At 70.2% G+C, this 12,606-nt stretch carries 11 protein-coding genes; 6 read left to right on the top strand and 5 right to left on the bottom strand.

Annotated features, from left to right (window positions below; all coding sequences use genetic code 11):
• The first annotated feature begins 17 nt into the window (after nt 1–17).
• A complete protein-coding gene (locus KIK09_RS23390) occupies nt 18–389 on the top strand; it encodes a DUF5997 family protein (protein WP_214321402.1) in 372 nt (123 codons plus the stop codon).
• 6 nt (nt 390–395) lie between these two features.
• On the opposite strand, the gene KIK09_RS23385 is transcribed toward KIK09_RS23390, so the two are convergent.
• Entirely contained in the window at nt 396–641 is a 246-nt protein-coding gene (locus tag KIK09_RS23385; RefSeq protein ID WP_214321401.1) for a hypothetical protein, read from the bottom strand.
• A gap of 234 nt (nt 642–875) precedes the next feature.
• On the opposite strand from KIK09_RS23385, the gene KIK09_RS23380 reads away from it, so the two are divergent.
• Nucleotides 876–1,721, top strand: a complete 846-nt coding sequence (locus tag KIK09_RS23380; RefSeq protein ID WP_214321400.1) for a DUF3800 domain-containing protein — start codon at nt 876–878, stop codon at nt 1,719–1,721.
• Here KIK09_RS23380 and KIK09_RS23375 read toward each other — a convergent pair.
• The 4 genes from KIK09_RS23375 to KIK09_RS23360 all read right to left on the bottom strand — a co-directional run bounded on the left by KIK09_RS23375 (nt 1,718) and on the right by KIK09_RS23360 (nt 6,975).
• Nucleotides 1,718–2,998, bottom strand: coding sequence for a homoserine dehydrogenase (locus KIK09_RS23375; protein ID WP_214321399.1), 1,281 nt, complete (start codon nt 2,996–2,998; stop codon nt 1,718–1,720). The two genes, KIK09_RS23380 and KIK09_RS23375, sit on opposite strands and share 4 nt — an antisense overlap.
• Nucleotides 2,995–4,377 carry a diaminopimelate decarboxylase gene (gene lysA / locus KIK09_RS23370; protein ID WP_214321398.1) on the bottom strand — a complete coding sequence of 461 codons (1,383 nt, stop codon included), beginning with the start codon at nt 4,375–4,377 and terminating at the stop codon, nt 2,995–2,997. The genes KIK09_RS23375 and lysA overlap by 4 nt, the downstream gene beginning before the upstream one ends.
• Nucleotides 4,378–4,493: 116 nt before the next feature.
• Nucleotides 4,494–4,985, bottom strand: a complete 492-nt coding sequence (locus KIK09_RS23365) for an anticodon-binding protein (RefSeq protein ID WP_214321397.1) — start codon at nt 4,983–4,985, stop codon at nt 4,494–4,496.
• 145 nt (nt 4,986–5,130) lie between these two features.
• Entirely contained in the window at nt 5,131–6,975 is a 1,845-nt protein-coding gene (locus KIK09_RS23360; RefSeq protein WP_308164247.1) for a hypothetical protein, read from the bottom strand.
• Between the two features lie 70 nt (nt 6,976–7,045).
• On the opposite strand from KIK09_RS23360, the gene KIK09_RS23355 reads away from it, so the two are divergent.
• The 4 genes from KIK09_RS23355 to treS all read left to right on the top strand — a co-directional run bounded on the left by KIK09_RS23355 (nt 7,046) and on the right by treS (nt 12,302).
• The gene (locus tag KIK09_RS23355; RefSeq protein WP_214321396.1) at nt 7,046–8,680 is read left to right on the top strand and encodes an asparagine synthetase B family protein; all 1,635 of its coding nucleotides are present in this window, start codon (nt 7,046–7,048) and stop codon (nt 8,678–8,680) included.
• A 48-nt stretch (nt 8,681–8,728) separates the two neighbouring features.
• Nucleotides 8,729–9,616, top strand: coding sequence for an alpha/beta fold hydrolase (locus tag KIK09_RS23350; protein ID WP_214321395.1), 888 nt, complete (start codon nt 8,729–8,731; stop codon nt 9,614–9,616).
• 11 nt (nt 9,617–9,627) lie between these two features.
• Nucleotides 9,628–10,335, top strand: coding sequence for a MerR family transcriptional regulator (locus tag KIK09_RS23345; RefSeq protein ID WP_214321394.1), 708 nt, complete (start codon nt 9,628–9,630; stop codon nt 10,333–10,335).
• A 281-nt stretch (nt 10,336–10,616) separates the two neighbouring features.
• Entirely contained in the window at nt 10,617–12,302 is a 1,686-nt protein-coding gene (gene treS / locus KIK09_RS23340) for a maltose alpha-D-glucosyltransferase (protein WP_250573557.1), read from the top strand.
• Nucleotides 12,303–12,606: the final 304 nt, after the last annotated feature.

The following is a 12,606-nucleotide window of genomic DNA, read 5'->3' as shown; positions in this document are numbered from 1 at the left end:
TGACTAATCTTGGCGCCATGACCTCGCCCAAGCCCAAGCCCACCCAGACGATGAAGCCCGAGACCGCGGCCAAGAAGCTGGGTGTCCTCCTCTCGGCCACGCCCGCCGAGTTCCAGGCGGGTGTCGTCTCCAGGGACGAGCTGAACGAGCTGCAGTCGAAGCCGCCGGCCTGGCTCGTCGACCTGCGCCGCAACGGCCCGCACCCCAAGCAGGTCGTCGCCGCGAAGCTCAAGGTCTCCATCTCCGGCCTGGCCAGAGGCGGGATCACCGAACCGCTCACCACCGCTGAGATCGAGGAGCTGAAAGCGGAGAACCCCGCGTGGCTGGAGCACGAGCAGTCCATCCATGCCGAGACCCGTAAAGAAGCACTCCGCCTCAAGCAACGCTAGACGGCTCTATTCGGCGGCTTCGTTGAGGAGGTCGGTCCAGAAGGGGGTCACGTCGGCGCCGGTGTAGCGGTGGTAGTGGATCCTGTCGTGGCCTCGGAAGACGGCTACCTCCGTGACCGGGGATCCGGCCTCGTCGAACGTCGTGTAGAGGGTGGTCCAGTCTTCCTCTCCTGGTTCCCAGTCGGGGAAGGAGAGACGGGCCGCGTGGTCCCTGAGCGCTGCCAGCCAGCGGTCCTGGGCGGTTTGGTCCATCCAGTCACTGTGCCGCGTGCCGTACCAACAGTTGGCAAAAACAGCAGCCTCGGTAAGCTTCCGGCTACCGACCGTAGGCGTCGGCGTAAGCACCGGCTGGGATATCGCGGTGCGGCGCGCGCGTCAAAGGGGCAGACTGGAGCAATGATCGAGCTGCGGCACCTGCGCGGCTGCGACGTGTTCCGGCGCTCCGCGCAGCGGGTGAAGCTGGGCGACAGCGTCGGGGCGGTTTGAATGCGGGCGGAGATCGCGTGTGACGAGTCGGGGGCGGAGGGCGAGAACCTCATCGACGGCGTGACCGACGTGTTCGCGCACGCCGGTGTGCTGCTGACCGTCGAGGTCGCCGAGGAGTGCGTGCTTGAGCTGCGCCGCAGGATCCGCTCCCCGGCCGAGGAGTACAAGGCCAACCATCTGCTGCGCGGCAAGCACAGGGGCACGCTGCTCTGGCTGCTCGGCCCTGACGGCCCCATCCACGGGCAGGCGGGCGTGCTTCTGGTCGAGAAGGCGTTCTTCGCCGCCGCCAGGGCCGCCGACCTGCTCCGCGGGCGGCTCACCTACGCGGTCGACACCGGCCCCGGAGCGCTGGCTCTGTATCGCGAGCACGACTTCCTGCGCGCCTTCAACGAACTGATGCGCGCCAGGATCACCGCCGAGGCCTTCGCCGAGCAGGTCGCCGCGCTGCGGCTGGAGATCGAGATCACCCACCTGGTACGGCAGGCCGAGACCTACCACGACCACCGCGACATGCTCCCGGTCCTGGACCCGCTGGTGCCCGCCCTGCTCAGAGCCGTGGCGCGCTGGCGACCGGCCGCGATCGTGCACGACCAGCAGACCACGCTCACCGAGGATCGGATCGCGCAGCTCGACGAGCTGGTGGGCGGCCCGACAGGACTCAGGCTCGTCGACTCGCGCGACGACGCCCGCGTACAGGTGGCCGACTTCCTCGCCGGGGTGGCGAGGAAGATCGCCTCCGAGGAGCTCAACGGCCGCGGCGACAGGGAGCTGACCGAGCTGCTGCGCCCCTACGTGGATCCCGCCTCGGTGTGGGGCGATCAGCGCAGCTGGGCCGAGCTGTCCTAGTCGTCGCCCTCCACCCGCATGACGCTGGCCACGGCCCTGACGATGTCGAGGTCGCGCAGGCCCTCCATGGTCGCGCCGAGCGCGGCGTCGGTGGCGCGGTGGGTGACGATGACCAGCTGGGCGTCGTCGCCGTGGCCCTCCTGCCGCACGGTCTGGATCGACACGTCGTGCTTGGCGAACAGGTCGGCCACCCGGGCCAGCACGCCGGGCTTGTCGGCCACGTCGAGCGCCACGTGGCAGCGGGTGACGGTGTCGCCCATCGGGTGGACCGTCAGCGAGGCGTAGGTCGACTCCTCGGGACCGCGGGTGCCGGCCAGGCGGTTGCGTGCCACGGCCACCAGGTCGCCGAGCACGGCGGAGGCCGTGGGCGCGCCGCCGGCGCCCTTGCCGTAGAACATGAGCTGCCCGGCGGACTCGGCCTCGACGAAGACCGCGTTGTAGGCCTCGCGGACCCCGGCCAGCGGGTGCGTCCTGGGGATCATCGCCGGGTGCACCCGGACGCCGATCGAGCGGCCGTCGTCGGAGCGGGCGCAGATGGCCAGCAGCTTGATGACGTAGCCCATGGCCTTGGCGGAGGCCACGTCGGTGGCGGTGATCTCGGTGATGCCCTCGCGGTGCACCTCGGCCGCCGTCACCCGGGAGTGGAAGGCCAGCCCGGCCAGGATCGCCGCCTTGGCGGCCGCGTCGAACCCCTCGACGTCGGCGGTCGGGTCGGCCTCGGCGTAGCCCAGCGCCTGGGCCTCCTCCAGCGCGTCGGTGAAGGAGGCGCCGGTGGAGTCCATCTTGTCGAGGATGTAGTTGGTGGTGCCGTTGACGATGCCGAGCACCCGCTTGACGTGGTCACCGGCCAGCGACTCGCGCAGCGGGCGCAGCAGTGGGATGGCACCCGCCACGCTGGCCTCGAAGTACAGGTCGCCGTTGCCCCGCCTGGCCGCCTCGTGCAGAGTGGCGCCGTCCTCGGCGAGCAGCGCCTTGTTGGCGGTGACGACGGACTTGCCCGCCTCCAGGGCGGCCACGATCAGCGACCTGGCGGGCTCGATGCCGCCGATCACCTCGATGACGATGTCGACGTCCGGCCGGGTCACCAGTTCGGTGGCGTCCGTGGTCAGCAGCGACGGGTCGACGGCCACGTCCCGTTTTCGGCCGAGCCGCCGCACGGCCACGCCGGCCAGCTCCAGCGGAGCCCCGATGCGCGCCTCCAGGTCGGCGGCCTGCTCGTGCATGAGCCTGATGACCTGCGAACCGACGACGCCACAGCCCAACAGCGCGACTTTCACAGCTGCCCCCTCAACAGGTCGTCCTCGGTCTCGCCCTGCACGATCACGCGGGCGGAACCGTCGGCGACGGCCACCACGGCGGGCTTGGGCAGGTAATTGTAGTTGCTGGCCAGCGAGCGGCAGTAGGCGCCGGTGGCCGCGATCGCGATCAGGTCGCCGGGCGCCAGGTCGGCCGGCAGGTAGCAGTCGCGCACGACGATGTCGCCGCTCTCGCAGTGCTTGCCGACGATGCGGCTGAGCATCGGCGGCGCCGTGCTCTCCCGGTTGGCGAGTACGGCGGTGTACTCGGCGCCGTAGAGCGCGGTGCGCACGTTGTCGCTCATGCCGCCGTCGACGCTGACGTAGGTCCGCAGGCCCTCGACGTCCTTGACGGTGCCGACCTCGTAGAGCGTGATCCCGCCCGGCCCGACGACGGTGCGGCCGGGTTCGACGGTCAGGCGCGGCACCGGCAGCCCGGCGTCGGTGCAGACCTTGGCGACGATCTCGCGCAGGCCGTCGGCGATCTCCTTGATGTCGGGCGCCTCGTCGCCCTCGACGTAGGCGATGCCGTAGCCGCCGCCCAGGTCCAGCTCGGGCAGCACCACGCCGTGCTCGGCCTTGATCTGCACGAGCAGGGTCGCCAGCCGCCGCGCGGCCACCTCGAACCCGGCCGTGTCGACGATCTGCGAGCCGATGTGGGAGTGCAGGCCGACCAGCTCCAGTTGCGGCAGCGCCAGGATGCGCCGTACGGCTTCCGCCGCCGCGCCCGTGTTGAGCGACAGGCCGAACTTCTGGTCGTCGTGCGCCGTGGCGATGAACTCGTGGGTGTGCGCCTCGACTCCGGTGGTGACGCGGATCATGACCTTGGGCCGCTTGCCGTGCTTGTCGGCCAGGAAGCCCAGCCTGGCGATCTCCTCGTAGGAGTCGACGACGATGTGGCCGACGCCCACCTCGATCGCGCGGGTGAGCTCGGCGGCGGACTTGTTGTTGCCGTGCAGGGTGATCCGCTCGGGCGGGAAGCCGACGCTGAGCGCCACGGCCAGTTCGCCGCCGCTGGCCACGTCCAGGCCGAGGCCCTCGTCGCTCAGCCAGCGGACGATCTCCTTGCACAGGAACGCCTTGCCCGCGTAGTGGACGTCGGACCCGGCGAAGGCGGTGGCATAGTCGCGCATCCGCGAGCGCACGTCGCTCTCGTCGAGCACGAAGAGCGGGGTGCCGTGTTCGGCGGCCAGTTCGCGGACGTCCACCTGGCCGATCGTGAGCGCGCCCTGGTTCCGGCCGGACGTTCGGGGCCAGATCGTGGGGTCGATCCGGTTGAGGTCGTCGGGCGCCAAGGGCGGGCGCTCGTGGGGCAGCATCTCGGCGTGCCGGTCCCCGGCTGGATGGGCGAAGCGACTCACCCGAACGAGGCTATCGGAACCCCCGATCCCCCTGGACCGGCTGCCCATCTATCGAGACGCGATCAAGCCCCCTTTGGGGGATATTTTTACGCTTTTCCGCCTTATGGCGGGATATTTCATATCCGATCCGGCCCCACCAGGATCTTCTGTACGGCTGCCGCGAGGTGGACCCGGGCGGTGTGCAGCGGCGTGACCGGCTCGTCCCCCACCGGCAGCGCGGGCGCGTGCTCGAACGCGTCGTGATATGCCTCGGCCAGCCGCACCAGGAACGGCCCCCACCCCGGATTCCTGCTCCCACGACGGCTCGGCACCTCCGCCAGCACCCGCAGCACGGCCCGATCGAGCCGGTAATCGAGCAACTCGGGCCGGAACCCCTCCAGCGGCACCCCCAGCTCGCGCGCCCACCGCTGCACCGCGACGGCCCTGACGTGCGCGTACCGCACCACGAACCCGGGGTTGTCCCAGGTGCGCGGGAAGTCGGGCCAGTCCACCTCGACCTCGAGCGGCTCCACCGCACGCACCAGCTCACCCGGCACGGCGACCACGACCCGCTCGCCTCGCTCGTCGAGGTAGGTAGCCTCGTCCTCCCAGGTCCCGACCGGTTTCACGGATCCGATCTTAGGGTTTCCGCCCCGGCGGGGTCCCGTGCGCCGTGGCGGCGGGAAACCGTCGCCGACTCGCCGCGAGCGCCGGTCACGGGCCCTCGGCCGAAGTGCGGCGGGCGGCCGGTGGCGGTGGCCTTGCCGTAACGGATCAGATCAGCGCGTGCGGCTCCGCGGAGCCGTACTCCACCAGCTGGGCGGCGCCGAGCAGCCATCGGTCCTCGTCGCGGACGCGGACGTAGCCGAAGCGGTCGGCCGAGAAGACCTTCACCCCGTCGGTACGGCACTGCCGCATCATGACCTCGTCCCAGCCCTCCGACACGTCGGGGAAGCCCACCTCGCGCAGCGTGTTGCGGCGGGCCAGCAGGGTGGCCCCGGCGATCTCCGGCAGGTAGGAGTATTCAGCGTCCGGCTGCTTGAGCAGCGTGGCCTGGGCCTTGCGGATGTGGGCGTAGAAGGCCGCCTTGCCGACGATGTCGGCCGTGCAGAACTGGAAGGCCCGCCGCAGGTCGGCCAGGTAGTGCATGCCGTACACGTCGCGCGGGTCCATGACCGCGACCAGGTCGGCCTCGCACAGGTCGAGCCCGCGGGCCAGCATCGCGCCGGTGGACTGCGACGGGTCGAGGTGGCGGAAGATCACCTCGACGTCGGCCAGCACGTCGGGGGCGCGCAGTTCGGCCTCGGGCGGGCCGAACACGATCACCTGGGCGACCCCGGACTGCCGCGCGACCTGCGCGAGCCCGTGCTCGAGCAGTGCCGGGTCCAGGACGGGCAGCAGCACCGACACGTTGAGCGTGGCGCGGGCGCTGGGCAGCCCGACGGCCTCGAGCAGCTCGTCGACGCGTTCGGTCATGGTGCCCGAGGCGTAGGCGCGGCGCAGCGCGACGTGCGCGCGGCGCGAGTCGGGCTCGGGACCGATCGAGGTGCCGCAGGCGGCGATCTCGGCCAGGCGCCACTGCGGGGTGCCGGGCGGGCACTCGACCGAGGCGGGCCAGCGGTAGGAGGTCAGCACGTCCGGGTAGGTCAGGTTGTCGCCGATGAGCTGGTCCAGCGTGAGCACCCGGTCCATCCGGCCACCGGCCAGCGGCAGCGGGTTGTGCACGCGCGGCTGCACGCCGAACGGCAGCCGCGGCCAGCCCGTGGCGGGGTCGGTGGAGAAGCGGTGCTCGAACAGCCCGGCCGCCGCCGCGTACTGCCTGACGTCACCCTGGGTGTGCCAGAAGACGGTCCTGATGCCCCGCTCGGCGCACCAGGCGAGCAGCGCGCGCAGGCCCTCGCCCGGCTCGCCCGCGATCTCCTCGAACCAGGGCCCCTGCGTGACCGACTCCACGACCAGCAGGTGCGGGACCTCGAGCGGCAGCACCCGGGCGAAGTCGCGCGGCGTGAAACCGGTCGTCTGCCGCCACTCGTAGCGCAGCAGCGCCTCGGCGTGCGGGTCGGCGATGACGGCCGCGGTGATGTGCGGGCGCGTGTTCGGGCCGGTCGGCACCCTGAACGGCTTGAGCTTGAAGGAGGCGCCGTCGATCCTCCTGATGGAGGTGGTGGCCTGGAAGGCGGCGCCCGGCCGCTCGTCCTTGACCTGGGCGGAGGCGATGGGCTTGCGCTTGGGCGCGACCGGGCGCTTGACCGGCTTGGCGGCGCCCCTGAGGCCCTTGGCCAGCCGTACCGGGTTCTTCTTGCCCGTCTTGATCGCGTCGCCGATGCGGCTCCACCGGGCGACCTTGATCGAGGAGAGCTTCCAGTTGGCGACCTCGGCCTGGTAGCGCTGCTCGGCCACCTCCTTGCGGAGCTTGTCCGCGGCGGCGCGCTCATCCTCGAGGAGCTGCTCGGCCTCGCCGAGCAGGCCGGCGAGCGTCCTGGCCTCCTCGGCGCTCCGCTCGGCCTCGGCGAGCCTGGCCTGCGCGGCGTCCAGGAGCCTGGCCAGCTCGGCCGCGTGCTCGGCCTGCGCGATCGCCTCGCGCAGCGCCTGGCGCGTGCTCTCCAGTTCAATGCCCACCAAGACCTCCGCTCCCTTTGGCCCGCAAAGGATACTCTTTGCGGGAAGCGTCTCGAAGGGATGAGATCCGGTGCAGTTCAACGTGCGGCCCTATGTCTGTGGCGCTCTCGGCCGGATCGACACCGCGTTGCTGGGCAAACTCACCGCCGCGGGCCCGCGCTGCAGGCCCGCGCTCCAGACCCCCGACGCCGCGCTCTACAGCTCCCACCCGCTGCCGCCCTACCACAGGACGCAGGACTCCTTCGCGTTCTCCTGGGGCGAGCGCAAGCCGGCCGCGCTGGCGGACTGGATGTCGGTGGCCGAGACGTACGAGACGCCGGGCCTGATCTCCTCCGACGGCCGCCTCGTCCTGCACGCCGGCGCCCTGGGCCTGGTCGACGTCTATTTCGTCCGGCACGCGGGCGCGGTCTACTTCTCGTCCCTGATCCAGCCCCTGCTGTCGCTGGTGCCCATCGAGATCGACTGGGCGGCGTGGGCCTCGATTCTCCACGTCACCTTCCCGCTCGGCGAGGCCACGCCGTACCCGCAGGTCAAGCGGTTGCCGGGGTCCAGCGCGCTGGTGTTCGAGCACGACAGGCTGGCCACGGAGCGGCGGCTGCCGCGGTGGCTGCGGCGCGAGCCGTACGAGGCCTGGACCAGCGCGGGCGAGATCGTGGACATCCTGCACGAGGTGTACAAGGACTACGAGGGGCGGCGCCTGCTCGTGCCGGTCAGCGGCGGCTACGACTCGCGGCTGCTGTGCTCGGTGGCCGTGGCGCGCGGCTTCGACGTGGAGTCGTGGACGACCAGCCCCGACGACGGCACCGACACCGACATCGCCTTCGCCAGGGCGATCACCCGGGAGCTGGGCGTGCCGCACCGCGTGGTCGTCCAGGAGGCCGCCGACTATCCGGCGGACGCGCTGGAGGTGGCGCGGCGGCTGGAGTACCTGACGCCGCACCACGCCTGGTACGCGCCCTTCGCCAAGGAGGTGCACGGCGCGGGGCGGGTCCTGGTCGACGGGCTGGCGGGCGGGCCGCTGCTGAAGAACTTCATGGTCAGCGGGGCCGCGCTGGAGGCGCGGACCCAGGCGGAACGGTCGGCGGCGGTGCTGTCCTCGCTGTCGCTGGGCGCCCCGTCGGCGCCGTTCCTGTCGCCCCAGGCCAGCGCCTGGATGGAGGACGTCGTCAGGGAGCAGTTCGTGGCGTCCACCTCGATGCTGCACGGTCACCGGGCCGAGCTGCCGCTGTCGGTGCTGCACACGCGGACGGTCCGCGGCATCGCCCGCTCGGCGGTCAACCTGGTGGGGCCCGAGGCGTCCTTCGCCGCGCCGTTCATCCACCCGGACTTCTTCGACGCGGCGCTGTCGGTCGGCGTGGCCCGCAAGGACAAGGGCCGCTTCTACCGCGAGGTCCTGCACGCGGCCAACCCTCGGGTGGCAGCCCTGCCGTCCACGAACGTGGTCAAGCAGCCCCTCCAGCGGGTGCCGCTGCGCTCGACGGCCGCGCCCGCCCGCGCGTACTCGCACCGGATGCTCGAGAACGTCGCCGACCGGGTTCCTGCTCTGCTGTCGGACGACCTGCACGCGCTGATCGCCGGCGGGCCCGACGCGCTGACCCGCTTCAACGGGTGGAACGACAGGTTCTGGGTGCGCGGTCTGGTGCTGTTCGGAGCCTGGCTGAACGACTTCGACAACGACCTGGCGGACCTGACTCCACCTTTCTGAAGGTGATGGCTTGACCTTGACCCAACGTCAGGGTCGCACCATCCCTGCATGAGCATTTCCGACAAGGCCCCACTGGGCCGCCACTACGACATCGACGGCCGCCGCCTCCTGCTCCACCGCTCCGGATCGGGCGGTCCCGCCGTGGTGTTCCTGCCCGGCGCCAGCGCCCTCGGCCTGGACTACCTCAACCTGCACGAGCGCGTCTCCCGGTTCACCACCTCCGTGCTGTACGACAGGGGCGGCACCGGCTGGAGCGACCCCGTCGCGCTGCCCAGGACCGCCGAAGAGGTCGCCACCGAGCTGCGCGAGCTGCTGCGGGCGGCCGGCGTGCAGGGTCCGTATGTGTTCGTGGCGCACTCGCTGGGCGGCGCCTACGCCCGGCGCTACCTCCAGCTCTTCCCCGACGAGGTGGCGGGCGTGGTGTACCTGGACGCGTTCTACGAGGAGTGGGACGCCTACATGCGCGACGGGAAGACGCGGCTCAAGGCGTACCCGGTGCCCGGTGACCTGATGCTGCGCCTGATCGTGCTGTTCTCGCGCGGCCTGTACGGCAAGATGTTCGCCACCTGGCCCCGCGAGGTCCGCGAGGCGCTCACGGCCCGGCACCTGAGCGTCGAGTCCCAGCGCGCGGGCGCCCAGGAGCGCGGCGACCTGCCCGCGCTGCGCGACGAGCTCAAGGCCGCCGGTCCCGTGCCGGACAGGCCGCTGATCGCGCTCACCACGCTGGGCATCGACACCGGCATGAAGCTGATGATGTCCAAGAAGGCGCTGACCGAGATGACCCAGGGCAAAATCTCCATGTACGACGCCCTGGCCGCCTCGGTACAGGACGGCGAGCACCGGGTTCTGGACAAGGCCCGGCACAGTACGATCGCCACCGACGACCCGGACGCCGTCACCCAGGCGATTCACGACCTGTGGCGGCGCGTGTGCTGAAGGGGGTGCCGATGCTCACCATCGGCCGGCTCGCCGCCCACGCCGGGGTGACGATCCGCGCGGTACGCCACTACCACCAGGTGGGGCTGCTGCCCGAGCCCGAGCGTGACGCCTCCGGCTACCGTCGCTACAACGCGCAGGCCGTGGTGGACCTGATCCGGATCAGGACGCTGGCCGCCGCCGGCGTGCCGCTCGCCCGCATCGAGGAGCTGCTGCACGCCGGGCCCGCGGAGTTCGCCGCGGCCGTCGCGGAGATCGACCGCGACCTGAAGCGGAAGATCCGCGAGCTGACCGAGCACCGGCGCGACATCGCCCGGCTCGCCGACGGCGAGCGGTTGTTCGTCCCTGCCGAGGTCGTGGAGCTGCTCGACCGGCTGCGGGCGGCCGGTCTGAGCGAGCGGATGATCCAGATCGAGCGCGACCTGTGGATCATGATCGCCGCGCTGTCGCCGCAGTCGATCGAGGAGTGGGTCGCCACCAAGAACGCCGCCATGGACGACGCGGATTTCATGCGTATCTACCTGGCCTGTGACCAGGCTCTCGGCTGGGATCCTGACGACCCTCGGCTCGTCCGGCTCGCCGAGGACATCAAGGCCTGGGACGCCACCCGGGACAAGCCGGAAGACGCCGAGCCGGGCACCGTCGTGCTGATGTATTCGCACGTCGGGGAATCCTCACCGGCGTGGCGGCGTTTGGAGAAGTTGTTGTCGGTTTCGTGAAGAAGAACGCTAGGTAACGAGACGATTACACGGCGCTCTCGGGGGTATTACGAGATGCACAGCACAAGCGGGTTCCGGAAGGCCATTGGGCTGGTAGTGTTCGGCCCGTAAGCACCGCGAACAAGCGGGCACTGGATCACAAATCCGGTTCCGCAAAGGGCATGAGGCTCGCAGGGATGACGACCTCAGGCGGTGCGGTCACCACATGACGCCGGGGAATCCGGTGACTTCGTCCTGCCCACATCTCCTTCTGTGAGCGACATATGATCAACGCATCCCCAATGCCTGAGCCGGTCACCGAGACGTTCGTCTCGGAGGACCCGCAGTGGTACAAGCGGGCGGTGTTCTACGAGGTTCTCGTCCGCGGGTTCAGAGACTCCAACGGCGACGGAACCGGAGACCTCAAGGGGCTCATCGAGAAGCTCGACTACCTCGAATGGCTGGGAGTCGACTGCCTCTGGCTGCTCCCGCTCTACGAGTCTCCGCTGCGTGACGGCGGATACGACATCTCCGACTACATGAAGATCCTGCCCAGCTTCGGCGATCTCGGCGACTTCGTCCAGCTGATCGAGCAGGCGCACCAGCGCGGACTGCGCATCGTCACCGACCTGGTGATGAACCACACCAGCGACAAGCACCCCTGGTTCCAGGCCTCCAGGCACGACCCCGAGGGCCCCTTCGGCGACTTCTACGTCTGGTCCGACGACCCTCACGGCTTCCCCGACGCGCCGATCATCTTCGTCGGCGCCGAGGAGTCCAACTGGACCTACGACCCGGTGCGCAAGCAGTACTACTGGCACCGCTTCTTCCACCACCAGCCCGACCTGAACTACGACAACCCGGCGGTTCAGGAGGCCATGCTCGAGGTGCTGCGCTTCTGGCTGGACCTGGGCATCGACGGGTTCCGGCTGGACGCCGTGCCGTACCTGTTCGAGCGCGAGGGCACGGCGTGCTCCGGCCTGCCCGAGACGCACGCCTACCTGAAGAAGATCCGCGCCGAGGTCGACCGGCTCTACCCCGACCGCGTGCTGCTCGCCGAGGCGAACGGCTGGCCCGAGGACGTGGTGGAGTACTTCGGCGACCCCACCACCGGGGGTGACGAATGCCACATGGCCTTCCACTTCCCGCTGATGCCGCGCATCTACATGGCGGTCAAGAAGGAGACGCGCGAGCCGATCTCCGAGATCATGTCGCGCACGCCGAAGCTGCCCGACACCGCCCAGTGGGGCATCTTCCTTCGTAACCACGACGAGCTCACGCTCGAGACGGTGACGGAGGAGGAGCGCGACTACATGCACGCGGAGTACGCCAAGGACCCGCGGATGCGCGCCTACCTGGGCATCCGGCGCCGGCTCGCGCCCCTGCTCGACAACGACCGCGACCGTATCGAGTTGTTCACGGCGCTGCTGCTGTCGCTGCCCGGCTCGCCCATCATGTACTACGGCGACGAGATCGGCATGGGCGACAACATCTGGCTTGAGGACCGCGACGCGGTGCGCACGCCGATGCAGTGGAGCCCCGACCGCAACGCCGGCTTCTCGCAGGCCGACCCCGGCCGGCTCTACCTGCCGGTCGTGATGGACCCGATCTACGGCTACCAGGCGGTCAACGTGGAGGCTCAGCAGAAGAGCGAGGGCTCGCTGCTGCACTTCACCCGCAAGATGCTGCAGATCCGGCACAACCACCCGGTGTTCGGCACGGGCGCCTACACGGAAATGTGGTCGTCCAACCCGGCGGTGCTGACCTACATCAGGGAGGACCGCGACGACATCATGCTGTGCGTCAACAACCTGTCGAAGTACCCGCAGCCGGTGGAGCTGGACCTGCGGCGCTTCGAGGGCATGACGCCGGTGGAGGCACGCGGCGGCGTCCACTTCCCCCGGATCGGCGAGCTGCCCTACCTGCTCACGCTGCCGGGCCACGGCTTCTACTGGTTCGCCCTGAAGAAGCTCGACCCCGCGGACTGACCCTCAGGGGGAGCTCCGGCTCCCCCTGCTCTACCGACAACGGCAAGGCGGCCAGCCGATCCCCAAAGGACGGCGACCGCCTTCCCGTATACCCGCGGGCGCAGCCCCAGGCCGCTGCCCGCCTTGATCGCGCCGAACTCCTGGGCGCTGGACCGTGCTCGGTGTTCCGCCGGAGTATCGGATCGGCCATATCGCCTTCTGGCTGGGCCGACATCCCGCCTGCCGAGTCGATCACCGACATTTCACGGTCATCAGAACCGACACACCGCGGCTCCCTCACCGACATTTCACAGGCCAAGAAGCC

The sequence above is a fragment of the Nonomuraea sediminis genome, assembly GCF_018531495.1.
Classification (GTDB): domain Bacteria; phylum Actinomycetota; class Actinomycetes; order Streptosporangiales; family Streptosporangiaceae; genus Nonomuraea; species Nonomuraea sediminis.
Note: the sequence above shows the minus strand (reverse complement) of the source record. Positions and strands in the feature narration are given on the sequence as shown.

Excerpts from the sequence above, each read along its gene's own strand:
- KIK09_RS23390 (WP_214321402.1), top strand. The coding sequence starts at position 18 with ATGACCTCGCCCAAGCCCAAGCCCACCCAGACGATGAAGCCCGAGACC.
- KIK09_RS23385 (WP_214321401.1), bottom strand. The coding sequence starts at position 641 with ATGGACCAAACCGCCCAGGACCGCTGGCTGGCAGCGCTCAGGGACCAC.
- KIK09_RS23380 (WP_214321400.1), top strand. The coding sequence starts at position 876 with ATGCGGGCGGAGATCGCGTGTGACGAGTCGGGGGCGGAGGGCGAGAAC.
- KIK09_RS23350 (WP_214321395.1), top strand. The coding sequence starts at position 8,729 with ATGAGCATTTCCGACAAGGCCCCACTGGGCCGCCACTACGACATCGAC.
- KIK09_RS23345 (WP_214321394.1), top strand. The coding sequence starts at position 9,628 with ATGCTCACCATCGGCCGGCTCGCCGCCCACGCCGGGGTGACGATCCGC.
- treS (WP_250573557.1), top strand. The coding sequence starts at position 10,617 with ATGCCTGAGCCGGTCACCGAGACGTTCGTCTCGGAGGACCCGCAGTGG.